The following is a 23,920-nucleotide window of genomic DNA, read 5'->3' as shown; positions in this document are numbered from 1 at the left end:
GACCTCAGTCGGCCGCCTGCGGGCCGCCGCCGCTGCCGACGGCGTACGCGCGGGTCACGTCGACCAGCGCCTTGCGGTAGTCGCTGGCGGTCGTCTCGACGGCGAGCGACCGGAACTGGCGTCTGAACTCGTCGACGCGGACGTTCGGTGCGTCGTCGTCGGCCGCGTGCGCGAGGTCGTACAGTCGGTGGTCGTCGTCGACGAGGTCGTGTCGCTCGACGAGCGCGAGCGCGAACGCCGCGTTGACCGCCGTTATCTCGGGGTCGGAGGCGGCGGTGGTTCGGGTCCAGTCGGCGCGCGGCACGGCAGACGGCTGGTCGGCGAGCGCCGCCGCCAACTGCGATTCGAGGAAGTACACCAGTTTCTCCGCTGGGGCGACCGATATCGTGATGTCGTCGGCGTAGATGTCCTTCATGTGATTCGCTATCTGGTAGCAGTGGACGAGTTTGCGCCGCTCGACGCTCCGCCCCGTCAACGCGAGGTAGAGCGCCTCCTCGGTCGACTGGACGTGGGAGGGGTGTGACTGCTCGTAACGGGCCATGTGGGAGAACTCGTGGAGCGCGAGTTCGCGCGCCATCGCGCTCGTCACCGCCTGCTGAGAGATGTTCAACACGTGGTAGTCGCCGGCGGCGTTGCTGTAGTGGCCCGCCCACGTTCGCTCGTCGGGGTCGTCTCTGACGCGTACGTGAACCGGCCACGACAACTCGTACTCCGTCTCTAGTAGGTCTGCCGCGCTGAGAAAGGCGTCCGGGGCGGCAGGTCCCTGCACGCGAATGTCCATGCGTGATTGTGACACGGTCCGTGAGAGTATGACTCTTGTGTCGAGCGTCGTAGCGAGCGACCGCCACTCGTTAGCGGGTCGCCGAAGCAACGTTCGGGAACCCCATTCGGGGTGACGTTCGGTTCGTTTGATAAGTGGTACGTACCCACACGGAGCCGCGTCAGACGGCCGTTATCGACGGATTCGGCGTCGGCAAAACACTACCCTTTTGACCCTCCTACCGGTAGGGGCACTCATAATGGGCCGACGAAAGAAAATCGTACAGGAATGTGAGAAACTGATGGACAAGCCGGAGCAGATCCGGAACATCGCCATCGCCGCTCACGTCGACCACGGGAAGACGACACTTTCGGACAACCTGCTGGCCGGAGCGGGCATGATCTCCGACGCGACTGCCGGACAGCAGCTCGCGATGGACACCAAAGAGGACGAACAGGAGCGCGGCATCACCATCGACGCCGCGAACGTCTCGATGACCCACGAGTGGGAGGGCGAGAACCACCTCGTCAACCTCATCGACACGCCGGGCCACGTCGACTTCGGCGGCGACGTGACGCGAGCGATGCGCGCCGTCGACGGCGCGCTCGTGGTCGTCGACGCCGTCGAGGGCGCGATGCCCCAGACGGAGACGGTGCTGCGCCAGGCGCTCCGCGAGGGCGTCAAGCCGGCGCTGTTCATCAACAAGGTCGACCGCCTCATCAACGAGCTCCAGGAGGGGCCCGAGGAGATGCAGGAGCGGCTCCTCGACGTCATCACCGACGTCAACGAGCTCATCCGCGGCATGACCGAGGAGAAAGAGTACGACTGGACCGTCTCCGTCGAAGAGGGGACCGTCGCCTTCGGCTCCGCGCTGTACAAGTGGGGCGTCTCCATCCCGTCGATGCAGGAGACCGGTATCTCCTTCGGCGACATCATCGACATGGAGGAGTCGGGCAACCGCGAGGAGCTCCACGAGCGCACGCCGCTCTCGGACGTCGTTCTCGACATGGTCGCCGAGCACTTCCCGGACCCGCTCGACGCCCAGCCCCGCCGTATCCCGACCATCTGGCGCGGCGACGCCGAGTCGGAACTCGCAGAGCAGATGCGTCTCGTCGACGACGAGGGCGAAGTCGTCTTCATGTCGACGGACATCTCGATGGACCCCCACGCGGGCGAAATCGCCACCGGACGCCTGTTCTCCGGCACGCTGGAGAAGGGTCAAGAACTCTACGTCTCCGGCACCGCGGGCAAGAACCGCGTCCAGTCCGTCGGTATCTTCATGGGTGACTCCCGCGAGGAAGTGAGCCGCGTTCCGGCCGGCAACATCGCCGCCGTCACCGGCCTCCGCGACGCCATCGCCGGTTCCACGGTGTCCAGCGTCGAGATGACGCCGTTCGAGTCCATCGAACACATCTCCGAGCCGGTCATCACCAAGTCCGTCGAGGCGATGAACATGGACGACCTGCCGAAGCTCATCCAGACGCTCCAGCAGGTCGCGAAGGAGGACCCGACCATCCGCGTCGAAATCAACGAGGACACCGGCGAGCACCTCATCAGCGGACAGGGTGAACTCCACCTCGAAGTCATCACCCAGCGCATCCGCGACAACCAGGGCATCCCGGTCCACACCGGTGAGCCCATCGTCGTCTACCGCGAGGCCCCGCAGCAGCAGTCGCGCGAGGTCGAGGGTGTCTCCCCGAACCGCCACAACAAGTTCTACATCACCGCGGAGCCGATGTCGCAGGACATCGTCGACGCCATCAAGCTCGGCGAGGTGGCGATGGACATGCCCGAACTGGAGCGCCGCGAAGCGCTGCAGGAAGCCGGCATGGACAAGGACACCTCGCAGAACGTCGAACACATCTTCGGCACGAACATCCTCATCGACGACACGAAGGGTATCCAGCACCTCAACGAGACGATGGAGCTCGTCATCGAGGGTCTCGAAGAGGCGCTCGACGACGGTCCGCTCGCCGCAGAGCCGGTGCAGGGGACGCTGCTCCGACTGCACGACGCCCGTCTCCACGAGGACACCATCCACCGCGGTCCCGCACAGGTCATCCCCGCGGTCCGCGAGGCGGTCCACCGCTCGCTCATCGACGCGCAGATCAAACTGCTCGAACCCATCCAGAACGTCCGCATCGACGTCGCCTCCGACTACATGGGCTCGGCCTCCGGCGAGATTCAGGGTCGCCGCGGCCGCGTCGACGACATGTACCAGGAAGGCGACCTCATGGTCATCGAGGGTATCGCACCCGTCGAAGAGATGATCGGGTTCTCCTCGGACATCCGCTCTGCGACCGAGGGCCGCGCCTCCTGGAACACGGAGAACGCCGGCTTCCGCGTGCTCTCCGACAGCCTCCAGCGCGAGAAGATCATGGAGATCCGCGAGCGCAAGGGCATGAAGCTCGAACTCTCGCCGGCTATCGACTACATCTAACTACGGGCCTCCGCGCTCGTTTTCCCTTCTTTCGCGGCTCCGAGCGTCTGCCACTCGGAGTGTCAGTCGCTCGTTCGTGCTTTTTCAGTGTGACGACCCTCGGACAGAATTGCGAGTGACGAAGAGTTATAACCCACGTAGCGTCAGAGGCGTAGTATGCGGATTGGCGCACACCAGCCGCGGCGTACCGACACGGAGCCAGAAAGCGACCGCTCCCTGTCGACAACAGGCGGGTGGCGCGTTTCGGAGGTGAGTCGATGAGCGACGGCCAGACGCCGCAACCGCACACGGTTCGGCTCGAACTCGTCGACGAGCCCGGACAGCTGCTGGCGGCGCTTCGGCCCATCGCCGACAACGGCGGCAACCTCCTCTCGATCTACCACGAGCGCGGCAACCTCACGCCGCGCGGTCACATCCCCGTCGAGGTCGACCTGGAGTGTCCGCCCGACCGCTTCGACACCATCGTCGACGCGCTCCGAGAGAACGGCGTCAACGTGATACAGGCGGGTGCGGAGCGCTACGGCGAGCAGTTGACCGTCCTCCTGATCGGCCACCTCGTCGACACCGACCTCTCGGACACGCTGCGAAGCATCGAGGAGTGTGCGAACGCGGCCCTGGCGGACCTCTCGGTGTCGGCACCCGAAGGTCGAAACGAGGAGTCGAGCGCCCGCCTCAGGCTGGCGACGCAGGCGGGCAAACGCACGGACGTCCTCGCCGTCGTCCGCGAGATAGCCGACCGGAAGAACCTTCGAGTCGTCGAACCGCTCGCGGAGGGGTCGGCGTGAGAGTCGCCGTCGTCGGTGCCGGAGCGGTGGGTCGTTCCGTCGCCGAGTTGGCCGCCGACTACGGCCAGGAGGTGACGGTGCTCGCGGACTCGCGGGGCGCGGTCGTCGACGCCGACGGCATCGACGTCGACGCGGCGCTCGACCGGAAAGAAGAGACCGGAAGCGTCGGCGACACCGCCGTCGGCGACGCGCTCGCGGCGGAGTACGACGTGCTCGTCGAGGCGACACCGACGACGCTCGGCGACGCCGAACCCGGCTTCTCGCACGTGCGAGCGGCCCTCGAATCGAACCGGCACGTCGTTCTCGCCAACAAGGGACCGGTCGCCGAACGCTACGAGGCGCTCCGGGCGCTCGAACGCGACAGCGACGGCGACGTGCTGTTCGAGGCCACGGTCGGCGGGGCGATTCCCGTCCTCTCGACCATCGCGGACTTCGGCCCCGACCAGATAACCGCCGCCCGCGGCGTGCTGAACGGGACGGCGAACTTCATCCTCTCGCGGATGACCGCCGAGGGACTCGACTACGACCACGTGCTCGCGGAGGCCCAGGACCTCGGCGTCGCGGAGGCCGACCCCTCCTTCGACGTGGAGGGGACGGACGCGGCGCTGAAATGCGTCATCCTCGGCAACGTGCTCTACGACGGCGGCTACTCGTTGGCCGACGCCGACGTCGAGGGTATCCGCGACATCCCCGGAAGCGCGCTCGAACTCGCCGCCGAGGACGGCCAGACGATTCGACTCATCGGCGAGGCGACCGCAGACGGGGTTCGCGTCGGTCCGCGACTCGTCCCCGAGAACGGGACGCTCGCGGTGACCGGCACCCAGAACATCGTCCAACTGGGGACGGTTCACGCCGGTCGACTGAACATCAGCGGCCGCGGAGCGGGCGGCCCCGAGACGGCGAGTGCGGTCCTGTCGGACGTCCGTCGCTTGGAGTAACCGTTGTCACCGACTACCGCACGGTAGCCAGTGTCAAACCGCAAGACGGCGTCGGGGTGGGGTGTGCGACGTATCGAAATCGTTTTAGGGTCCTCAACCAAAGGAAACGCCACATAGCGCCTTAGCGCGTGAGCTAAACAATGAGCGAAGACAAACCGCACCAGAACTTGGCCATCATCGGCCACGTCGACCACGGAAAAAGCACGCTCGTGGGCCGACTCCTCTTCGAGACGGGGTCGGTTCCGGAGCACGTTATCGAGCAGCACCGAGAAGAAGCAGAAGAGAAGGGCAAGGGTGGCTTCGAGTTCGCCTACGTGATGGACAACCTCGCAGAGGAGCGAGAGCGTGGTGTCACCATCGACATCGCCCACCAGGAGTTCGACACGGACAAGTACTACTTCACCATCGTCGACTGCCCGGGCCACCGTGACTTCGTCAAGAACATGATCACGGGCGCCTCGCAGGCCGACAACGCGGTTCTCGTCGTCGCCGCCGACGACGGTGTCGCGCCGCAGACCCGCGAGCACGTGTTCCTCGCTCGTACGCTCGGCATCAACGAACTCATCATCGGCGTCAACAAGATGGACGTCGTCGACTACTCGGAGGACTCCTACGAGGAGGTCCGCGAGGAAGTCCAGAACCTGCTCAACCAGGTTCGCTTCAACGCCGACGACGCGACGTTCGTCCCGATCTCGGCGTTCGAGGGCGACAACATCGCAGACCGCAGCGACAACACGTCGTGGTACGACGGTCCGACCCTGCTGGAAGCGCTCAACGACCTTCCGGAAGTCGAGCCGCCGACGGACGCGCCGCTGCGTCTCCCTATCCAGGACGTCTACACCATCTCCGGCATCGGTACGGTCCCGGTCGGCCGCGTCGAGACCGGTATCCTCGAGACGGGCTCGAACGTCTCCTTCCAGCCGTCGGACGTCTCCGGCGAAGTGAAGACGGTCGAGATGCACCACGAGGAAGTCCCGCGCGCAGAACCCGGCGACAACGTCGGCTTCAACGTGCGCGGCGTCGGCAAGGACGACATCCGCCGCGGCGACGTCTGTGGCCCGGCCGACGACCCGCCGAAGGTCGCCGAGACGTTCCAGGCGCAGGTCGTCGTCATGCAGCACCCCTCGGTCATCACGGCGGGCTACACGCCGGTCTTCCACGCCCACACGGCGCAGGTCGCGTGTACCGTCGAGTCCATCGACCAGAAACTCGACCCCGCCTCGGGTGAGGTCGCAGAGGAGAACCCGGACTTCATCAAGTCCGGCGACGCCGCCATCGTGACGATCCGACCACAGAAGCCGCTCAGCATCGAGCCGTCCGGCGAGATTCCGGAGCTCGGTTCCTTCGCCATCCGCGACATGGGTCAGACCATCGCGGCCGGCAAGGTGCTCGAGGTCAACGAGCGATAAATGCAGCAAGCACGCGTTCGCCTCGCCGGCACGAGCCCCGAGGACCTCGACGACATCTGTGACGACGTCCGCGAAATCGCGAGCAAGACGGGCGTCAGCCTCAGCGGTCCGATTCCGCTGCCGACGAAGACGCTCGAGATTCCGTGTCGGAAGTCGCCTGACGGAGAAGGCACCGCGACGTGGGAGCACTGGGAGATGCGAGTTCACAAGCGTCTCATCGACATCGACGCGGACGAACGCGCGCTTCGCCAGCTCATGCGCATTCAAGTGCCAAACGACGTCAGTATCGAGATCGTTCTCGAAGACTGACTGACGCTAAGGCCCGTCGGAGTCCGACGGTGTCTCAACCACCCCTTTCTACGATTTTTCGGTCCCGTAGCCGCAGGTACGCTTTTGCGGCCGCAGGCCGTTGCTCCGGTATGGTCTCCCGGTCGAACAGTCCCACGCTGGACACGCTCGCCGTCTTCGGCGTCGTCTTCCTCGTCCAGAGCGTCCTCGGCCTGTTCGGGAGCGCTGTCGGGCTGTTCGCGCTCGCCCCGCCGGTCGACGTCCGCCCGTGGACGCTCGTCACGAGCGTGTACGCCCACGCGGGTCTCGGTCACCTGCTCAGCAACGCCGTCGCCCTCGTCGTCGTCGGGTTCTTCGTCGAACAGGGGACGACGCGGTGGCGCTACCACGCGTTCTTCCTCTCGACCGGCGTGCTCGCCGGACTCGCCGAGATCAGCTTCGACTCCGTGTTCGGTCGCGCCGTCGGCGTCGTCGGCGCGAGCGGCGCGATCTTCGCGCTCGCCGGGTACCTGCTGGCGGCGAACCCGGTGACCGACACCGTCCTCGGCCGCTTGAACCTCGACGGACGGACGCAGGTCGCGGTGCTCGTCGTCGCCGCGGTGCTCGTCGCGGCGCTCGGTGCGGGACCGAACGTCGCCATCGTCGCCCACGGGACGGGGTTCGTCCTCGGGCTCGTCGCCGGGCGGATGCGGCTGCTCAGCGTGTGACTGGCTCGCGGTGGCGGCCGAAAACAGAAGCTACAAGTACGGCCCACGGGTTAGTTGGAGTGCAGACGAGGGCTCGTAGATCAGTGGCAGATCGCTTCCTTCGCAAGGAAGAGGCCCGGGGTTCAAATCCCCGCGAGTCCATCTGAAAAGAACCCGATTGCGAAGGGTTCGTTTTCTGGACACTCACCGCGTAGCGGTGCTATTCTCACGGGCGAGACAGCGAAAACAACCAGCGATCAGTCCCGAGTTCGCACCGTCACAACTCGGAGGCCACGCCGTCGGGCTAATTCTGACCACGAAATCTGGGGGTGCGTCTGATGGCGAGCCACCTTGGCTCGGCCGTCAGACAGCGCTGCGGCCACTGCGGAAGTCACGTCACCGAGCAGTTCGCTCGTGTCTTCGGCGACCACCACAACCGAGCGCGCCGCTGTCCAAACTGCGATACGCACGCTCGACTCAGCCGCGGCAGCGCTGCAGGTCGCGAAGTACGTATCCCTGACCCAGAGACGTCGGCAGGTCGTCACGGAGGGCAGAACTGATGGCCGCCACCGACGAAAGCGAGCCGAGAGACCTCTCGACGCTCGCCTACAGTGGCCCGCTTGGGACCGACGGATCAGGCGAGTTCCGCTGCGGCGAGTGTAACGCTCGCTGTACTGAAGACCCCCGAAACGGAACCGAGTACGGGCATAGAGTCGGCTGTCCGAACCGGCCCGAATCGCTTCGTCGCAGCGCCTCGAGCGGCGGTAACTACCACCGCCCGGGGAAAACGTGGGGTTCGGGGAGAGGTCCCGAGCCCGTTGGAGGGGGTCGGTGATGTCGTCGGAACGCTTCCGGCGCTCGGTTGCGACGCAACTCACTCCCTACGTCGGAGTCGTTGAGGACGACGACACCGACTGCCACATCGGGGTCTGTGACGAGGCTGCTGTCTACTCGGTGCCGCATCCGAGCTCGTTCGGCGGTGACCTCGCGAAGTGTCCGTTCCATCTCGCACTGTTCAAAGACCAGAACCCCAAGCTGTGGCGGAAGATTCGCAGCGTCGACATCCCGGACCCACAGTTCTACAACGACAGAGGCGACCGCTTCACTAACTTCGAAGATGTCCCCGAACAGGTCCGCGAGGATCAGTACCGCGTCGGCCTCGATGTCCTCGGTTTCGCTATCTACCACGGCGACCCCGACGATGAGGGCCTCGTCATGTTCGAGGCCGTCGACCGGCGCTTGGAAACACGCTCGACGAAGCAGATTCCCGTCGGCCGTGTCGGCGAGTTCATCGACCACCTTCGGCTGAATCGCGGGTTCGTCCGGATGGACCCCGAGGTTCGTGAGAAGATGTACCCGGGGGAGCCGCGATGAGTTCTCGAGTACGCGCTGCATCGAAGCGCGCAGGTGAGAACGCAGAGGCGGCCGTCATCCAGACCGTTCCGGAACTCGAGTCCGTCCCAGACGCCGACGATGTCCACGTCGACGCCCGTGTCGCTGAGCTACTCTCTCCGAGTACGGAGCTTCCCTTCGTTGGGATGTGCGTCCTTGAGGTCGGCATCCTTGTCGAAATCAAGTCCGTGATGGCGGTCTACGGTGAGGCTCAGACGCGCGGTCGGTTCTACCTCCGCCGCGGACAGCACGAGCACTTGCTCGCTGAGGGAGGCGTCTACCTCTTCGCCGTCTGCAAACCGCGGCCGAAGCGTCCGCTCATCGCGATGAAGGTCGTTCCCGCAACTGCCGTCGACGAGCTCGTCTGTTCGTGGATCGATGGCGGAGACGGTCGGCCCAACTACGCGCAGATCCGGTGGTCGCGTGTGTTCGATGTCGCGACGGTCGAGGGAGCTGACCGGCGGTGAGTTCCGACGTCGATCGCGACCTCGAGGCAGAACTCGAACGACCCGAAGCGGGAGAGCACGGCGTGCCCGTCGACGCTGTCTGCACCGGCTGTCGACGAGTCACGGTCAAGCGTGCGCCCGCTGACGAGCCGAATCCCGAGTTCGTTGCTTCGTTCCGGCACGTCTGCAGGAAATGTCGAAAAGTCACCTGGTGGAACGTCGTCGCGATTTTTCGTGGACTGGTCGACGACGAAGAGGAGGGTGATGAGTAGTGAGCCAGAACGAGCATGTCGCGACCGCGTTCCACGAGGTGGATATGTTCCTCTGGTTCACCGAGCATGGACTCTCACCGTACTGGGCCATCGGAAACCTCTGCATCAACGCCTACGACGGCTACGGAGAGGTTTTCGCCGACATGGGAGACGGTGACTGGCGAATCCGTCTCAACTACAATGCTGAGACCGGTATCGCTCCTCGCGAGTCAGACCCGATCGGCAGCGAACGCGCCTACGAATTCAAGGTTCACGCCGACGGCCCTGGAGAGCAAAAAGCCGACTTCGTCTTCTCGCCCCGATGGGACGACCAGAAGAAACCCGACGGCGAACAGATGCGCCGTCCGTGGTGCGGTGGGGAGGGCGTCCAAATCCACGTGCAGGGGTCGAACCTCACCTACGACGAGTACCTCTACGTCCTCCAGCGCTCGCTTCAAGAGCTTTCGACGCACGCTGGGACCGACTTCAATCGACGATACTTCAACTCGCCTCGACCCGAGTCGAACATCGTCACGACCGAACTGTACGTCCGCCTCGTCCGCGAGATGTCGATGAAGCTCGTTCGCTCCTCCGGCATCTTCATGAAAATCATGCACCTGCTCGCCGATCAGGAGGGAACCGAGTGGGTCTACAAGGGTGACAACACCGATATCGTCGGGAAGCGCCACGCGTTCGACCTTTCGCCGAAAGCGTCGCGAGAACTCGTCTCCGATCATCGTCTCGGGAAACGGGCGAAGTGCTACCACCTGAAGTATGTACGCGAGGAAGAGACGAGCGACGACCCGCTTTCCTCGCCGAAGTTCGGCGTCGCATTCCACAAGAGTCTGAACGGCATCGGCTCCAAGACGCGCTCGGTCAAGTGGTCCGACCGAAACGACCTGCTTCGCGAACTCGAGGAGACGCTCATCAACATGCTCCGGTGGGCTGGCGTTCCCGTCACGCCCGACTTGACGACCTTCGTCGAGGACGACCACTTCTCGGTCGAATACTCCAAGCGCTGTATCGGTCTCTTCTCCGACCCGACGCCGGAGATCGAGGCCGACCAAGAGGTGCAGATGTTGCGTGTCCTCTCGAGACTCTCACCGTCTGCTGATGCACTGCTCCGAACCGTCGCGACCGACGGTGGACAGCGGTACGACGAACTCGCAGAGGACACTGGCTACAGCATCTCGCAAATCTACCGCGCTATCGACGAGGTTTCAGAACTTGTCGTCAACGAGAACGGTCTCGTGAAGATGTTCAGCGAGAAGGTTCGTCAGGAGATTCAGGTGATCGCCGAGTCCGTCGAGGACCGCGTTATGTCGGCTGCCGACCGCGTCGCCCAGCTGTGCAACGTCGAGACACGCTCTGCCGCTGACGGAGCGCTCCAGCAGTGGATGAACAAGTACGCGGTCGAGTTCGAGGGCCTCGACGACGGTCGAGGTCGACTCCGCTTCGACACAATCCTCTCGGAACTCAAGTCGTTGTCCGACCCGCACCTCGCGACTGTTCTTCGCGAGGGCTTCGACGCCTGGACGTCGGCAGGTCGCGATGCACTCGACTTCGAGAAATTTGAGTACAAAGCGAAAGCGGTTCGCTGCGGGAGTGACGCCGGAATGGTGCGTCAGCACCTGAGATAGAGCACGACTGCTGAGTGGCAACACTCCCGAATTCACCTCTTTTCGAGCGTTCTTTTATATACTCGCCGCCGAACCCCCTGTTTCGAGTGGACGGCCGTCTCGTCGCTCGTCCTTTCTTTCAATATTAGAGAATATAATTTTTTCGAGGCTGTTTGCGCCCGATGCGAACATCCCCTTAGCGAGTGTCCCTAAGAGGGACAGACTCCGAAAATACCACCGTCCCGCGCACAAAAAATTCGACCCCACCCGAAACGAACCCTGACTTGCTAGTGTATTCTATTGCAATCCTCGAACCGCGACAGAGATTGCGTATTGAATACAGAGGTTACAGTCAGCAGGTGTTCTTCAGTTCGATCTCGTTACAGAGAGTAGTGACCGTCTTGTCTGTTGCTTCTTTCCATGTATCGGGCCACTTCTCCCCCCGCTTCGGTGGATTCATATAGAAATCAACGGCGCAGTACGATAGTTTCCCAAATGTTTGAGCCGCAATTTCTCCAACAAATTCAGCATTTTTTCGTTTCGAAGACACACCGCCATGACTTAGTTTATAGTAATCGGTGAATATCTGGAAAAAAGTAACTTGTTCCGCTTCGACGCGATCTGCTTGGAGATGGCGAAAGATCTTGGCCGCGTTGTCTGCCGGATCAGCACGTCTCCATTCCAACTCAACTAGATAGAGGTGATCAACTTTCTTTCCGCCTATATCGACAGGTGTTCCACTAATACTGAACTCGGGTTCCCAGCTTCCCGTCGGATAATGTTCGGTAAGTGACTCACATATGTAATTTTGAACCGACTTGGCAAACTTGCCCATGAGCAAGTCGTAGATAAAGAATCAAATTAATATTTGTCATTATCTCGGTTGCTGAATTTGCGCCCTGTATTCAGCACCATCGGACGATACATCCAACTCGACAGCAATAAGGCGGCTTCAGGTTTCACATCATAACCACCTGCTACAGAGTAGGCAGACCAACATCGAAGGGCACTAACTACCCGACACACCCACGAGGACATCCTCACAGACTGGCAGTTCGACTCTTACTGGAGGCCTACTCAGCACTCCCGGAGCCGTACGACTTTGAGGTCCGATTCAATTTTGTCTCACCGCAGGCCGACTCGGGTTGCGGGCGGGCGAGATCGCACATTTTCAGACCGCGCGGGTAAACTGGAACCGCCGAACGATCCGAATTCCCCAGCACGAACCTTTGAGGCCCGTACGGCCTCCGTTGGACCTGGGGGATGCTAATCGTCGAAGCTTAGGTCGAGTCGGGGTTGTGATAGAATAGGGTAGCTGGGTAGACGTTTAGAGAACCTATCTCAGAACATACCCGCTCGGTGCAAAGGAGAAAGTGGAATGGATAGGTAGATCTCGCTAGAGCCCTCTGAGAGCGGGAGATTATGACTAATAATGATTATGAAATAATGCTGCCTATTTTTGCATACCACTCACCGATTCAAAATTGTCTTCTGGCTTAAATTAATTCTGTCACAAATTTGGGTAGGCAGAGCAGTAAACGGCGTAGACTGCAGACAATATCTCCGAGACTTACATTACTAGTAATCATATAGTGTTACTTCTGACATGTAGGCGTTTTAAGGGTTAAAATCGTGTTCGTAATAGGGAAATTAACCTTTGGAGCCCTACCCTTAACATACACATGAAACCATCTAATCCGTGTTATTTCCCAGAGAGAGCTAGTAAGAGAGTGGAATCAGTCAAAATCTATTCGTGACGACTCCACATACCATTAGGAACAAAGCCTCCGATTATACTCGTCTACGGAAGTGAGTGAAATAAGATAATTTAGCCATAATACCAAATAGTAGTCATTACCACCCCCAAGAGGTGTCTGGATATTTATCATTCGATAGTCTGTCTCTTGATGCTTCAAACACCCGTATTTAGAACTTTCAGCCCACTTCGGTTGTCAACATCTCAGTAAATCCGAGAATTTATTTACCAATGGACCATCGTATTAGCTGACAGTCGCCCTGGCCAACATGGAAGTCAGGGATTCTGTCTCGGGGCGGAGAAGTTCCGCCCCTTGCTCGCAACCCCCCGTGCCAACGAAACCGTGCAAAAGTTCTCTTGGCTCGGCGGGAGACCCCAGAACCGTTTCACCGGATGGAGCCCATAGGTGGCTCTTTCGCAACGCGTGAACATCAAGTTTGCGTCGTTGATGGTTCTGGGCGAATCGAACCCAGCAAACCATATCACATGGCACAAGCAACACCGGGACGACTCACGAACATCGTTCCGGAAACGACGACTCTCGCAGAACAGTTCCAGCGAAGCGAACAGTTGGAGGTCCCGGACCTCCAGCGACGCGTCGCCTGGATGGCAGACAACTTCGACCAGCTGATGGACGACATCGACGCGTACGCGAACGACCCTAACTCGCCCGACGTGCGTTACATCGGGTCGTTCCTGGTCCAACCTGACAACAGCGGGCCTGTCTCTCGGCAGATCCTCGTGGACGGTCAGCAGCGTACTCTGGTTACTCAGCTCATGGTCGCCAACATGGCTGACATGTACGAGAAAAAGTTCTCGGACCCGGCAGCGGCCAAATTCCTCCGAGAGGAATACCTGACCATCGCGACGCGCGGGGGGCGCAAGCCCAAGGTCGTCCTGACGGAGCTCGACGACCCCGCGTTCCAGAAACTGATACAGAATCCGACGGCCACTACGAACCACGAGGCGATGAACAAGCTCGCAAACGAGATCCGCGAGTCCTTCGACGAGCGCGTCCAGACCGTCAATGACCTTCGGTCCCTCGAGGAACTTATCCTCGAGCGCCAGGCTGTGGTCGTCATCAACATCGGTAACCAGTTCAGTCCCTACCGTATCTTCGAGGAGCGTAACGGCCGCGGGGCTCAGCTGACTCCGGTCGACCGAGTGAAAAATCGCATCCTCGAAGTTGCCGACGCTGACCTGTCGGTCAACTTCGAACTCGTCAAGGACGAGTGGTTCGAGTTCCGTCGAGCCCTCGAAGGACACAACGAGACGCGCGCGCTCCGCTACATCACCATGGCCGGTAACCTGGTCCCGGTCAACAAGAAGATCTCGGGTGGTGACCTCTATCCGACGATCAAGCACATCGTTGACGAGCGGCTCGACAACCTCGGAATCGACCTCCTCGAGTACGTCGAGTGGCTCACCATGGCCGCCGAGACGTACAGCGACATCGCCTCGGTGAACTACCAGCACCCCAAGGCGTCGAAAACCCAGGCTGACGAAATTAACCGTCACCTCGAGGCGCTCGACACGATCGGTGCAAAGCCCGGACGCATCCTCCTGATGGGTGGAGAGTTCCGCGGCGTCTCACCAAGTGAATTCAAGGACATCGCCATCCTGGTCGAGAAGTTCTCGTTCGTCCGCCGGACGGTCGAGCGCCGCGTTCCCCAGGAGATTCAGGCCTACCTGCGCCTCATCCACGGCTCGTCGAGCAAGGGCATCTCGCCCGCGTTCAGCCAATCGAGTCCGGTGAAGGCGGTGAAGAAGGGTCTCGAACCCGAGATGCCCTCGAAAGAAGAGTTCCGTCGCGAGTTCGCTCGCAAGGACTGGAACAAGGGCGCGAAGACGGCCTACGCCCTGACGGTGCTCGAGCACGAGCACTACCTGCCGAAGGCAAAGCGCCACAGCGGCTTTGGTGGCCCGATGGGCCGGGCGGACGTCGAGCACATCATCCCCCAGCGCTACGACGCGAAGAAGTACGCAAAGTGGCACAACTACCTCACAGCCACCAAGGAGGAACTCGAGCTCGACGTGCGTCGGATCGGGAACCTCACGCTACTGGAGAACCGCAAAAACCTCAAGGCGTCTGACAACCCGTTCGAGCAGAAGCGCGACCCGCACTACCTCACCTCGAACTACGCGATGGCGACGGATCTCGCCAGCCGCTACTCGAGCTGGGACCTGAAGAAGGTCGACAAGCGTTCGAAGGAGATGGCGAAGATCGCTGCCGATATCTGGGTCCTGTAACCTGGTTACGACGCTTCGGCCCTCCACACACCCTCAAGGCCGTATTCTTTATTTGGGGTAATTCGATGACATTCTTCTGAGACGCTTCTGGTTACGTCGCCAAATGTAGAACCGCGCAGAGAGGGTCATCACGATTAGTAATAGTGCAGAAGAGGATTCGCCGAGAAGGAAAAGTGCAGCAGATGCAACGATCCCCAGAAAAAACAACACTTCTGTTATGACTCCCTTCAATAATCCCTTAATAACTCCCAAAATGATAGCGAGTATACCAAGTACGATCTTAGTTGCGAGGTTGACAACAAACATGGTGTATACTTAGTGATAGTGTCACTTTAAACTACTCTGCGTTGTCAAGTAGTGCAAACATGTTTCTTGTCTCTGCTGAACCCTTTATCAATGGCAGAAATCACGTGCTGAGTATGCGCATTGTATTACAGCACGCCCGCAGAAGCCTATAGAGTACCTATCAGAAGTAGAATTAGACCTTTGCGACCGGATAGCAGCGATAGTTGGCCTATCGTCACCCCAGAATTCCGAGAAACTGAGCGAGCAGTTCCGCGCCCTCCGTCCTCGCCCATTCCATCGCCGTCGACGCAAGCTCGCCGGCTCGACCGATGTTCACACTAAAAACGCCGAGTCCGACGAGCGCCGCCAGCAGCAGCGCCGTCGTCTGTGCCGTCCGCGCACCCGTCGATGCCGCACCCACGGCCGTCCCCGCGACGCTACTCGCCCGGTGAACGTACAGCGCCACGCCGAACAGCACGATCGCCGCAGTCGAGACGCCCTCAAGGCCGACCGCGTCGATGAGCGCCGCCAGCCATTCGAACGGCACTCAGAACCACCCACCGCCGCCGCCGTCTTTCGTGTCCTTCGTCTCGACCTCCGTCCCGCCGACGCGGAACACCTGGTCGGGCGTCGACGCTTCGGCCTGTCGCTCCTGCCGCCAGGAGTACAGGAGGTACGCCCCACCGAGCACGCCGGCGACGCCAGCGAGCGGCAGCGCCGCGCTGAGCGCCGTCTCTATCGGCCGCGTGATAGTCGTCGGAGCGATGAGGAACACCGCCAGCGCGAACGCCAGCACGACGCTACCGATGACCTCCTCGCGTTCGTGTACCGGCGAGCGGTCGTTCTCTCGCTCGGTGTACGCGAACGCACCGCCGATGAGCAGCAGCACCAGCAGCGCGATGAGTTCCGGCTCGATGACCGGCGCGATCGCGAGCGCCGAGTCGCGCGCCCGGTCGAGCGTTCCCGACGCCGAGTCGTAGAACCCGCCGCCGGTCGCGTTCCCGTCGTTGCTCGACTCGGTCGCCTCCGACATGATGATGAGCGTCTCCTCGCTGTCGTCGTTCTCGAGCGTGACCGGCGAGTTCGCCGTCGCCGAGTCGTACACGATGCCGTTCGTCTCCGAGTACAGGTCGTACTCGTCGCCGCTGACGGCGTTCGTGAACGTGAACGAGACTTTGTCGCCCGTCACTCCGCCGGGTCGGACGTCGAACTTCGGTCGCGCGTTCGTCGCGTCGTCTCGCCAGACGACCTCGACGTCACCGTTACTCGGTTCGGCCTCGAGCGGCGCCGTCTCGACGGTCGCCGTCGAGCCGATGTCGGCGCCCGGGAGGTGCAGTTCGGTCTTCTGCCCCGGCTCGAACCGCGTGTACGCGGTTCCGTCCGACCATGACTGATTCGAGAGATAGTGAGTCCGCGACCCGTCGAGCGTCCCACCGACCTCGATGTGCATCGTCTCGTCGTCGCGGTCGACTACCTCGAACTTCGTCTGCAGGTCCGAGCCAACGAGTGTCGGTTCAAGCACCCTAATGTCGCCGTTCACTGTGCGCACCTTCGCGCCGCTCGCTCGAACGCGTGTCTCATCGCCTTCGGCGACGTCACCCAACTGCACCGTCAGCGTCGTTCCCTCGAGGTCGTACTCGGTGCTGTCGAGCGTCGACCACTCGCCGCCGTTACGCTGCACCTCGAGTTGGTCAATCTGGATGACTCGACTCGACGAGAACGGTACCGTGAGCGTCGCATCCTCGCGGTCTGTCCCCCACGTTTTCGAGACATTGTACTTCTCCGCCCAGTGTTCGGCCTCGTAGTCGACCGATTGGTTCGACGCTGCAGAGTGACTGTACTCAAGGTTAGTGCGCGAACTGGGGCCGCTGCTCGCCGTCGACTCGTTGCCGACCGAAACCTCGACTACGTTCTCACCCTCCGTGAGCCAGCTGCTCTCTCCGGCGAGTGGGACCGACTCTCCGTCAGCGAGTGTCCCGCCATGCGATAACGTCTCGTTGTTGATAGTCACCACCGGGTCGACTGTCGGGTTGCGCTCCTCGAGCAGCACCGCGACATTCGTCTCGGTCTGCGAGGTTGTCGAGACGTCGAGGGTCGATGCACCCGTCGAGAGGCCGGCAAGTTCGTAGCGCGCCGTCTCTCCCGGTTCAAGCGTCCCCAAGTGCTCGGCGTCTGCGTTGCCGTCACCATCGAGGTCGACGCTCGGATTCTCCGTGTGTTCGACGCGGTCATAATCTATTCTCCAGTCGGTCGAACCCGCTTCGAGTTCCCATCCGACGGTGTTTGTGCCCGTCGAGAGACCGGAGAACGTCTCTGTCCCCGTCTCGCCGTCGCGAAGAACTCCGTTGTACGTTGCCTCCGTCGACCCGTCGTCGTCGACGTCGATGCTTGGGTTCTCCGTTGCCGTCACGTCGTCTTTGTCGAGCGCGAAATCCAGTTCTCCGCCCGTCGCCGAAAACGTCAGTCCCGTCGAGTCGTGCGAAAGACCGAGCGCCTTCGCCGACTGCTCGCCGTCGCCGAGGTCGCCGAACGACGCCGAGTTACCCTGCCCGTCTGAGACCGAGATGTCCATCGGCGTCGAGATTCCCGTCACGTTGTGCGCGCGGTCGCGCAAACTACCGCCGCTCGATCCGTAGTCGTCGGCTTTGTCGTATGTCGCCTGCGTCGTCATTCGCGCATCGCCCTGCACGACGAACTCGAACGTCACCCACTCGGAACCGGAAACGTCGACCGGCTCGTCGAACTCGAACGTCTTGACACCCGGCGACGAATCGTAATTCCATGTGCCGACGTGCGTCCCCTCACCATACGCGCCGTCTGGCGCTTCCGTGACGACATAGACGTCAACAGTTCCGGACGAATCTGAGGTTTGGTCGACGCGCAGCGCCGAAACCGAGTCGTCGTGGTTTTTGTAACTCGTTTCGGCGTTCTCCGCGTTAAAGAGGTAGTTCGCGTCTGAGTCCTCCGTCGTGTACTCCGTGAACTCGGTCGCGCGTCCCGTCATGGTCAGCTCCGGCGAGCCGCTCGCCGGTCCCGTCGGATCGGCGTTACCGCCGACGTCGATCGTCGCCGTGTCGCCACCCGCGATTCCCGAGCCGCTTTGGTCGTTCGGCGTCGATGACTCGCGGCCGGTAAACGTGACCTCGGCGTTTTGCGGGTCGCCGTCTCCTGCAACCGACACCGAAGATGTCGAGCCGTCTGAGGCGCCGGTTCCGCTCTCAGACTCCGCAAAGAGCGTCTCCATCCCCTCGAACTCAACGACCGGCTCTCCGTCAACTGATGGCCCCGACGGCTTGAGGTGGCCCCCGACATCGACATCGACGCTCTCACCGTCGCCGACGGCCGAGAAACTCTCGTTATCCCACTGCTCGGACGTGACACCTGTCAGCGTCACGTTCGGGTCGCTCGTCGAGTCGATGTCGTCGAGGTCATATCGGTACGTCGAGCCGTCTTCGGCCGGATTCCCCGACAACGTCACCGAGCCGTCGAACGTCACCGTGTTGCTACTGAACTTCTCGACGTCGAACAGCGCCCACCCATCTTCGTACCGGATTTCCGACGTCCAACGGTCGCCCGACTCGTGCACGCCGATCGCCGTCGACGGCCGGTGGCCGACCGCCGCCTCGAGCGCGCTCGCCGACACCGCGACCTCGCGGCCGTCGTGGTTCACGTCGTCGCGCAGCACCACCTCGACCTTCCCGCCGCGCTCGCCGATGTCGACCTCGAGGTTATCCGCGTGCATCGACGCGTGTACGTCCCAGACGCCCGCGTCGCTCGGGATATTCTTCGCCGCGTGTGCCGGCGGTCCGCGTACGTTATCGCCCGGTACGCCCGCGTGACCTGGCGGTCCGTTCGACGGTGGTCCCTGTCCGTTTCCGGGTCCGTTCGCCTGTGCGACTCTGCTGTCGTCGACGCTGGTGACCGAGTCAGCAGCAGCGCCGACCGCCGCTGCTGGCAGCATCGACGTCACGATGAGCAGCGCGACGAGAATCGTCTTCAAGTGTGTCATATGTTGGATACCTCTCTCAGTTGGGTGGGGTGCCGGGGGCTGTCTTCAGTCTACTAAACATACGCGCGCGTGTATCGGTCCGGCGCGCCGCCGGCGCGGACCGACCGGGAAATCGGGTCGAAAAAACCGAATCCGGGCGATTCAGCATAATTTCATCATCTCCTCGTGTTCTGGGAACCGAATATGGAGTTGTCCCGGTACTTTGAACCTCGAGGGGATGTCGGCCCACCCGAACGGTGCGAACACCTGTTTGTTCCAGATGAGCGCCTCTCCGAGCTTCATATGCCGGGTGTACTGCCGTTTCATCGGCGCCTTCCCCATCCCGACGACCTTCTCGTTCGTCGGGTTGTCGACGCCGTTCATCGTCACCCGCCAGCGCTGCTTTTTCCGCATCAGGTTGTGCAGATCGTCGCCGGCGTGACCGGCGCCGTACATCGAGAAGTTGACGCGGCGAGCGTCGACGTACTTGTTCCTGAACGCCTCGATGCGCTTGTACAGGTCGTGATAGCTGTTCGACGCGTGTTCGGGCATGATGTTCCCCAGCTCGTCACAGAGCCACGACACCGGCATCGGAGCGGATAGATCTATCTTCGCGATGGCCCACGCGAACCACCACATCGACGTCGGCGTTATCGAGTCCGCATCGAGGCCGTCGTTCGCGGCGTCCCACGCCGAGACGTGGTCGAGTACCGGCACTTCGTCGGCCTCGCGGGTGACCTCGGTGCAACCGCGGAACATCGGGTCGGGATAGACGACGTTGAACGTGCCTTCGTCGAGCTGCTGGTTCAGGTCAATCGGGTCGTTGTAGTACCGCACCTCGCGAACGACGTCCTCGAGGTCGACCTCTATCGGGTCGACGTGGTCGACCGGCGGAGACAGTCGTGCCTCCGCCTCGAGCGTCGACGGTAACCAGAGCGTCGTCCACGGCCGCATCGGCAGCCACTCAGACCGCGCGGGCGACCCGCGCCACACGAGCGCGTCCGTGTTCAGTTCGAGCGTCCGCGCCGACCACGTATCGAGGAACGTCGTTTTCCCCGTTCCCTTCGGTCCGTACGCGAAGTAGTCCGTCCCGCCGATGCGGAGGTCACTGACGACGTCGGGTCGCTCAGCGAGCCACTCGAACACCTGGCGTCGCGTCCTCGACAGCCCCGAGAAGTCCTCGCACTCGATGCGAATCTTGTCGACTTCGTCGAGATGAATCAGCGGGTCGAGGAACGCCCGCGGGTGTTCGACGATCGGGTGCGCCCCGCCGTCGGTCATCGGATGGCGCTGGTTCTCGAGTTCCTCGAGGACGTTCGGGAACCGCCGCATCCCGAGGTTCCGCACCATGTTCTCGCCGAGTGTGTGCGCGTTCGTCCCCCCGTTCACCTGTTTCGTCTTCTCGACGTTCGATACCTCGAGGCTCGTCAGTCGCTCAACGAGGCGGTCCGGGTCCGCCACGTCGGCGAGCATACTGTCTGTGGGTCTGTCTGCCTGGCTCATGAAATCGAACCGCTCCCTCCCTCGTGTCCTGGGTCGCCCGTCGAGGCGACCTCCGTCGCTCGCTGTGCGAGCGCTGCCGCCGCGCGGTTGAACGACGGCAGCAGATACTTCGCCGCCCACGATTCGCGCATGAATCGTGCGCGGGCGTCGTCTCTCGGTCCGCACAGATGTTCTCGAATCGGTCGCTCGAAGTACGCTCGAGTCACCGTCGACGAGTCAATCTCCGCGTACGATGCCGCCGTCACCTGGTGTCCCCACACCAGCAGCGCCTCCGCGTCGTCGAATCCGTCGAGCAGCTCGCCGAGCGCCCACTCCTGGCGGTCGTTCAACTCGCCGAGTTCCGGTCGCATCGCCGGGAACTGCTGGCGGTCCGGCGACTCGACGGGCTTCGCGTCCTCGTTCTCGTCGTCGAGGTGCTCGACGCGGGCGACCGCCGCCCACCGGAACACCTTCAGTGCCTCGTGAAACGCCGGGAGAACGAACTCCGCGACGTACGCGCGCCTAAACTCGAGCGCGACCTCAGCGGAGTATCCGTCCGACGTCCCCCACGGCCGGTCGAGCAGCGCCGACACGGTCGGGGAGTGACACGCCGAGCGGGTGAACCACTCGTCGTCGAGTTGACCGAGCGCGTGAACCGCGAGGTCTTGCTGCCACTCGAGCAGCTCGCGGCGCGTCTCGAACCCCTCGAGGACGTCGACGAGTAATCGCGCTTGGTCGGCCGATAGCTTCCCGACGGCCGCGCGAATCGGGCTGTCGGTGCCCGCCGCTTGAACCGCGTCCTCGATGCGTTCCTTCGTCGACGGTGACCGCGACGATCGCTCGGCTCGACGAGTCGACGGCGACGTCACCATGACATCGACGTCATCGCCGAACATCGAACCGAGCGCCGTCGCGACGTCGTCGACCTCAGTCATCGACCGGCGCCTCCTGGTCGACGTCGTCGGCCTCGCCGACGAACTCGTTCATAATCTCGTCAGCCTGCGACGTCGTACGTCGGTCGCTGAGGCGCTGTTTCTCCGCCTTGTTCTGCGTCTTCTCGCGGGTGACCTCGTCGTACAGGTCTTCCCACGTTTTCGAGTCGCCGAGCGCCTTCGCGTGTCCGAATAGCGTCTGTAGCGCCGAACCGTAGTGAACCGGTGCGAGGTTCGCTCGCAGGTATCCCGGTTCCGGCTGTGCGATTTTCGTCACGAACAGCAGGAACGCGCCCACCAGCAACCCGAGCGTCGACGACGCCAGGAGGACGTCGCCGGCAACGTGGCTCGTACCGAGCACGAACAGCCCGCCGAACAGCGCGCGGAAGTTGACGTTCACCCGCCCCTCCTCGTCGCGAGAGATGAGTTCGGGGAACTCGAATCGATGTCTCTCGCCCTTGTACTCGACCGGTTTCTCGTCTTCTGGGTCGAGGACGTACAGCTCCGAGTACGGCCCCTCCTCGACGTCGATTTTCGTCGAGATGTTCCCGTCGACCTCGAGGTCGGCGCGGGCGCCTCGAACGCGAGCAATGAACTTCCAGAATCCGCGGCCGATGCGCGACCGACTGCCGCTGGCGCTGCGCGCCATACGGAGCGGTATCGCGTCCGCGACGAGCGTTCCCGGTACGTCGTTGAGGTTCGCGTTGCGGTACTCCTCGCCGCCGTCAGCGAGCGCCTCTCGCCCGCTGTCAGCCTGCGACGACTCGCCGGGAACCGACGTCGGCGTGTACGCCGTCTCGTCAACGGCGTCTTTCAGACGGAGTCGCAGGAACAGCGCGAGGTAACTCTCGTCGCCGAACCACTCCGACGCCAGGATGCCGAGCAGTACGCCCGACACGATTGACAGCACCCACGGCGCCGACACGATCGTCGCGACGACGCTGTCCCAGAACGCCGCGATTGCGATGAACATCGCGATGATGACGCCGAACCACACCAGCATCGAGATACGCGGACCGGAGCGCGCGGCGCGAATGAACTTCCGCGCCGTCCACAGCGTTCCCGCCGTGAACAGCGCGAACGGCAGCACGAGCAGACCGAGCGCCCACCCGATTTGTCCGCCGGCGGTGTTGTACGATACCGCCTGAGCCGCCGCGCTCGTCGAGTGAGTGAACCGCCAGCGCGTCTCGCCGGGGTTCGTGAGACAGTTCGGCTCGCCGGCCTCCTCGACGCACATCGTCGCCTGCACCGATTTGTCGAAGTGGCTTCGCAGCGGCACCTCGACGTAGTCGTATCCGCCCGAGAGAGTCGCGCTCATCGAGTGCGTCGTGACGTTCGTCGCGACCGTCTCCATGCGCGTCTCGTTGCCTCTCTCGACCTGCTGACGCTCCGTCTCGTAGTACGCGACTCGAATCGTCACGTCTTTCGACGATTCGCCGTAGCCGCGCTTACTCCACAGCTGTACCTTGTCCCGTTTCACGGTCGTTCCGCTTTCGAGGTAGTTCCACGACGACGACTCGTCTGATTCGTCGACGAACAGCCCCGTCGGCAGGTACTTCACCGCGTACTCGCTGTACGTCCCGCCCGCTCGAACGGACGGCGGCGCGTTCGCCGGGCGTTCACCGTCGGGTCGCAGCTCCTCGAGGCCGAGGTCCGCCGCCGAGTCAGTGTCAGCACTGTTCGCGACCGCGGGAGCGGCAAAGCCGGCGACCACCAGCGCGAGCACCGCCACGACGACGGTTCGGCGCATCTACGCGCCGGCCCCCTTTCGGGAGGCGATTATCCAACCCGCGCCGAGCACCACGAACGTCAGCCCGACGTACGTGTGCGTCCCGATGTCGACGACGCCCGAGATGCCGAGCGCCCCGAAGATGCCCGTCACGACGCCTGCGACGAGTTCCGGTGACGACGCCACGATGTCGCCGAGCAGCTCGCCGAGGTCGCCGAGTTGCATCCCGGCCTCGTAGATGCCGGCGATGAGCCCGACCGTCACGGCCGACAGGAAGCCCACAGCGCCCCCGACAGAGCGCCGCGCCTTCTCGCCGACCATCGGGCCTCCGCCGCCGAGTCCGCCTTCTCGCGTGCCTGGTACGCCCAGAACGCTAAGACGAGTCCGACGGCGAGCACGCCGATACCGAACCCGCCGCCGAGCATTGACACGACGTCAGGCATGGCTCACCTCCCGACGTAGTCGGGAGTCAGTCGGTTCCCTC

The 23,920-nt window shown here is 62.6% G+C and carries 21 protein-coding genes and 1 tRNA gene; 13 read left to right on the top strand and 9 right to left on the bottom strand.

Annotation, left to right across the window (positions count from 1 at the left end; all coding sequences use genetic code 11):
* Positions 1-4 precede the first annotated feature (4 nt).
* Positions 5-781 carry a DUF5781 family protein gene (locus tag FCF25_RS09125; RefSeq protein ID WP_137048329.1) on the bottom strand — a complete coding sequence of 259 codons (777 nt, stop codon included), beginning with the start codon at positions 779-781 and terminating at the stop codon, positions 5-7.
* 238 nt (positions 782-1,019) lie between these two features.
* On the opposite strand from FCF25_RS09125, the gene FCF25_RS09120 reads away from it, so the two are divergent.
* The 12 genes from FCF25_RS09120 (at position 1,020) to FCF25_RS09065 (ending at position 11,035) form a co-directional block, all read left to right on the top strand.
* Entirely contained in the window at positions 1,020-3,200 is a 2,181-nt protein-coding gene (locus FCF25_RS09120; RefSeq protein WP_117592917.1) for an elongation factor EF-2, read from the top strand.
* A 257-nt stretch (positions 3,201-3,457) separates the two neighbouring features.
* Positions 3,458-3,985 carry an amino acid-binding protein gene (locus FCF25_RS09115; RefSeq protein ID WP_137048327.1) on the top strand — a complete coding sequence of 176 codons (528 nt, stop codon included), beginning with the start codon at positions 3,458-3,460 and terminating at the stop codon, positions 3,983-3,985.
* The gene (locus FCF25_RS09110) at positions 3,982-4,923 is read left to right on the top strand and encodes a homoserine dehydrogenase (protein WP_117592920.1); all 942 of its coding nucleotides are present in this window, start codon (positions 3,982-3,984) and stop codon (positions 4,921-4,923) included. The genes FCF25_RS09115 and FCF25_RS09110 overlap by 4 nt, the downstream gene beginning before the upstream one ends.
* A gap of 140 nt (positions 4,924-5,063) precedes the next feature.
* Positions 5,064-6,332 carry a translation elongation factor EF-1 subunit alpha gene (tuf, locus tag FCF25_RS09105; RefSeq protein ID WP_117592922.1) on the top strand — a complete coding sequence of 423 codons (1,269 nt, stop codon included), beginning with the start codon at positions 5,064-5,066 and terminating at the stop codon, positions 6,330-6,332.
* A complete protein-coding gene (gene rpsJ / locus FCF25_RS09100; protein ID WP_058580640.1) occupies positions 6,333-6,641 on the top strand; it encodes a 30S ribosomal protein S10 in 309 nt (102 codons plus the stop codon).
* A gap of 110 nt (positions 6,642-6,751) precedes the next feature.
* Positions 6,752-7,327 carry a rhomboid family intramembrane serine protease gene (locus FCF25_RS09095; protein WP_137048326.1) on the top strand — a complete coding sequence of 192 codons (576 nt, stop codon included), beginning with the start codon at positions 6,752-6,754 and terminating at the stop codon, positions 7,325-7,327.
* A 69-nt stretch (positions 7,328-7,396) separates the two neighbouring features.
* A tRNA-Ala gene (locus FCF25_RS09090) sits at positions 7,397-7,468 on the top strand.
* Positions 7,469-7,644: 176 nt separating this feature from the next.
* Complete coding sequence (locus tag FCF25_RS16060; RefSeq protein WP_137048324.1) at positions 7,645-7,866, top strand: hypothetical protein; 222 nt, start codon at positions 7,645-7,647, stop codon at positions 7,864-7,866.
* Positions 7,867-8,140: 274 nt separating this feature from the next.
* Positions 8,141-8,680: a hypothetical protein gene (locus tag FCF25_RS09080; RefSeq protein ID WP_137048322.1), complete on the top strand. Its 540-nt coding sequence runs from the start codon at positions 8,141-8,143 to the stop codon at positions 8,678-8,680.
* On the top strand, positions 8,677-9,165 hold the full coding sequence (locus FCF25_RS09075) for a hypothetical protein (protein ID WP_137048320.1): 489 nt from the start codon (positions 8,677-8,679) through the stop codon (positions 9,163-9,165). The genes FCF25_RS09080 and FCF25_RS09075 overlap by 4 nt, the downstream gene beginning before the upstream one ends.
* On the top strand, positions 9,162-9,416 hold the full coding sequence (locus FCF25_RS09070; RefSeq protein ID WP_137048318.1) for a hypothetical protein: 255 nt from the start codon (positions 9,162-9,164) through the stop codon (positions 9,414-9,416). The genes FCF25_RS09075 and FCF25_RS09070 overlap by 4 nt, the downstream gene beginning before the upstream one ends.
* On the top strand, positions 9,416-11,035 hold the full coding sequence (locus FCF25_RS09065; protein ID WP_137048317.1) for a hypothetical protein: 1,620 nt from the start codon (positions 9,416-9,418) through the stop codon (positions 11,033-11,035). The genes FCF25_RS09070 and FCF25_RS09065 overlap by 1 nt, the downstream gene beginning before the upstream one ends.
* A 331-nt stretch (positions 11,036-11,366) precedes the next feature.
* On the opposite strand, the gene FCF25_RS09060 is transcribed toward FCF25_RS09065, so the two are convergent.
* On the bottom strand, positions 11,367-11,849 hold the full coding sequence (locus FCF25_RS09060) for a hypothetical protein (protein WP_137048315.1): 483 nt from the start codon (positions 11,847-11,849) through the stop codon (positions 11,367-11,369).
* 1,527 nt (positions 11,850-13,376) lie between these two features.
* On the opposite strand from FCF25_RS09060, the gene FCF25_RS09055 reads away from it, so the two are divergent.
* The gene (locus FCF25_RS09055) at positions 13,377-15,020 is read left to right on the top strand and encodes an HNH endonuclease family protein (protein ID WP_254425853.1); all 1,644 of its coding nucleotides are present in this window, start codon (positions 13,377-13,379) and stop codon (positions 15,018-15,020) included.
* Between the two features lie 520 nt (positions 15,021-15,540).
* Here FCF25_RS09055 and FCF25_RS09050 read toward each other — a convergent pair.
* The 7 genes from FCF25_RS09050 to FCF25_RS09020 form a co-directional block, all read right to left on the bottom strand.
* The gene (locus FCF25_RS09050) at positions 15,541-15,852 is read right to left on the bottom strand and encodes a hypothetical protein (RefSeq protein WP_137048312.1); all 312 of its coding nucleotides are present in this window, start codon (positions 15,850-15,852) and stop codon (positions 15,541-15,543) included.
* Positions 15,853-19,314 carry a hypothetical protein gene (locus FCF25_RS09045; RefSeq protein ID WP_137048310.1) on the bottom strand — a complete coding sequence of 1,154 codons (3,462 nt, stop codon included), beginning with the start codon at positions 19,312-19,314 and terminating at the stop codon, positions 15,853-15,855.
* 141 nt (positions 19,315-19,455) lie between these two features.
* On the bottom strand, positions 19,456-20,796 hold the full coding sequence (locus FCF25_RS09040; protein ID WP_137048309.1) for a hypothetical protein: 1,341 nt from the start codon (positions 20,794-20,796) through the stop codon (positions 19,456-19,458).
* Entirely contained in the window at positions 20,793-21,710 is a 918-nt protein-coding gene (locus tag FCF25_RS09035; RefSeq protein WP_217353067.1) for a hypothetical protein, read from the bottom strand. The genes FCF25_RS09040 and FCF25_RS09035 overlap by 4 nt, the downstream gene beginning before the upstream one ends.
* The gene (locus FCF25_RS09030; protein ID WP_137048307.1) at positions 21,703-23,457 is read right to left on the bottom strand and encodes a hypothetical protein; all 1,755 of its coding nucleotides are present in this window, start codon (positions 23,455-23,457) and stop codon (positions 21,703-21,705) included. The genes FCF25_RS09035 and FCF25_RS09030 overlap by 8 nt, the downstream gene beginning before the upstream one ends.
* Entirely contained in the window at positions 23,458-23,718 is a 261-nt protein-coding gene (locus tag FCF25_RS09025) for a hypothetical protein (RefSeq protein WP_137048305.1), read from the bottom strand.
* Positions 23,697-23,879 carry a hypothetical protein gene (locus FCF25_RS09020; RefSeq protein WP_137048303.1) on the bottom strand — a complete coding sequence of 61 codons (183 nt, stop codon included), beginning with the start codon at positions 23,877-23,879 and terminating at the stop codon, positions 23,697-23,699. Before FCF25_RS09020 ends, FCF25_RS09025 begins: the two co-directional genes overlap by 22 nt.
* Positions 23,880-23,920 lie beyond the last annotated feature (41 nt).

Source organism: Haloprofundus sp. MHR1 (assembly GCF_005155585.1).
GTDB classification, from domain to species: Archaea; Halobacteriota; Halobacteria; order Halobacteriales; family Haloferacaceae; genus Haloprofundus; species Haloprofundus halophilus.
This window is presented reverse-complemented; position numbering and strand designations above follow the sequence as displayed.

Coding starts and splice junctions, on each gene's coding strand:
- FCF25_RS09045 (WP_137048310.1), bottom strand. CDS start 19,314: ATGACACACTTGAAGACGATTCTCGTCGCGCTGCTCATCGTGACGTCG.
- FCF25_RS09080 (WP_137048322.1), top strand. CDS start 8,141: ATGTCGTCGGAACGCTTCCGGCGCTCGGTTGCGACGCAACTCACTCCC.
- FCF25_RS09120 (WP_117592917.1), top strand. CDS start 1,020: ATGGGCCGACGAAAGAAAATCGTACAGGAATGTGAGAAACTGATGGAC.
- FCF25_RS09095 (WP_137048326.1), top strand. CDS start 6,752: ATGGTCTCCCGGTCGAACAGTCCCACGCTGGACACGCTCGCCGTCTTC.
- FCF25_RS09075 (WP_137048320.1), top strand. CDS start 8,677: ATGAGTTCTCGAGTACGCGCTGCATCGAAGCGCGCAGGTGAGAACGCA.
- FCF25_RS09125 (WP_137048329.1), bottom strand. CDS start 781: ATGGACATTCGCGTGCAGGGACCTGCCGCCCCGGACGCCTTTCTCAGC.
- FCF25_RS09040 (WP_137048309.1), bottom strand. CDS start 20,796: ATGAGCCAGGCAGACAGACCCACAGACAGTATGCTCGCCGACGTGGCG.
- FCF25_RS09035 (WP_217353067.1), bottom strand. CDS start 21,710: ATGACTGAGGTCGACGACGTCGCGACGGCGCTCGGTTCGATGTTCGGC.
- FCF25_RS09060 (WP_137048315.1), bottom strand. CDS start 11,849: ATGGGCAAGTTTGCCAAGTCGGTTCAAAATTACATATGTGAGTCACTT.
- FCF25_RS09115 (WP_137048327.1), top strand. CDS start 3,458: ATGAGCGACGGCCAGACGCCGCAACCGCACACGGTTCGGCTCGAACTC.
- FCF25_RS09020 (WP_137048303.1), bottom strand. CDS start 23,879: ATGCCTGACGTCGTGTCAATGCTCGGCGGCGGGTTCGGTATCGGCGTG.
- tuf (WP_117592922.1), top strand. CDS start 5,064: ATGAGCGAAGACAAACCGCACCAGAACTTGGCCATCATCGGCCACGTC.
- FCF25_RS16060 (WP_137048324.1), top strand. CDS start 7,645: ATGGCGAGCCACCTTGGCTCGGCCGTCAGACAGCGCTGCGGCCACTGC.
- FCF25_RS09055 (WP_254425853.1), top strand. CDS start 13,377: ATGGCAGACAACTTCGACCAGCTGATGGACGACATCGACGCGTACGCG.
- FCF25_RS09030 (WP_137048307.1), bottom strand. CDS start 23,457: ATGCGCCGAACCGTCGTCGTGGCGGTGCTCGCGCTGGTGGTCGCCGGC.
- rpsJ (WP_058580640.1), top strand. CDS start 6,333: ATGCAGCAAGCACGCGTTCGCCTCGCCGGCACGAGCCCCGAGGACCTC.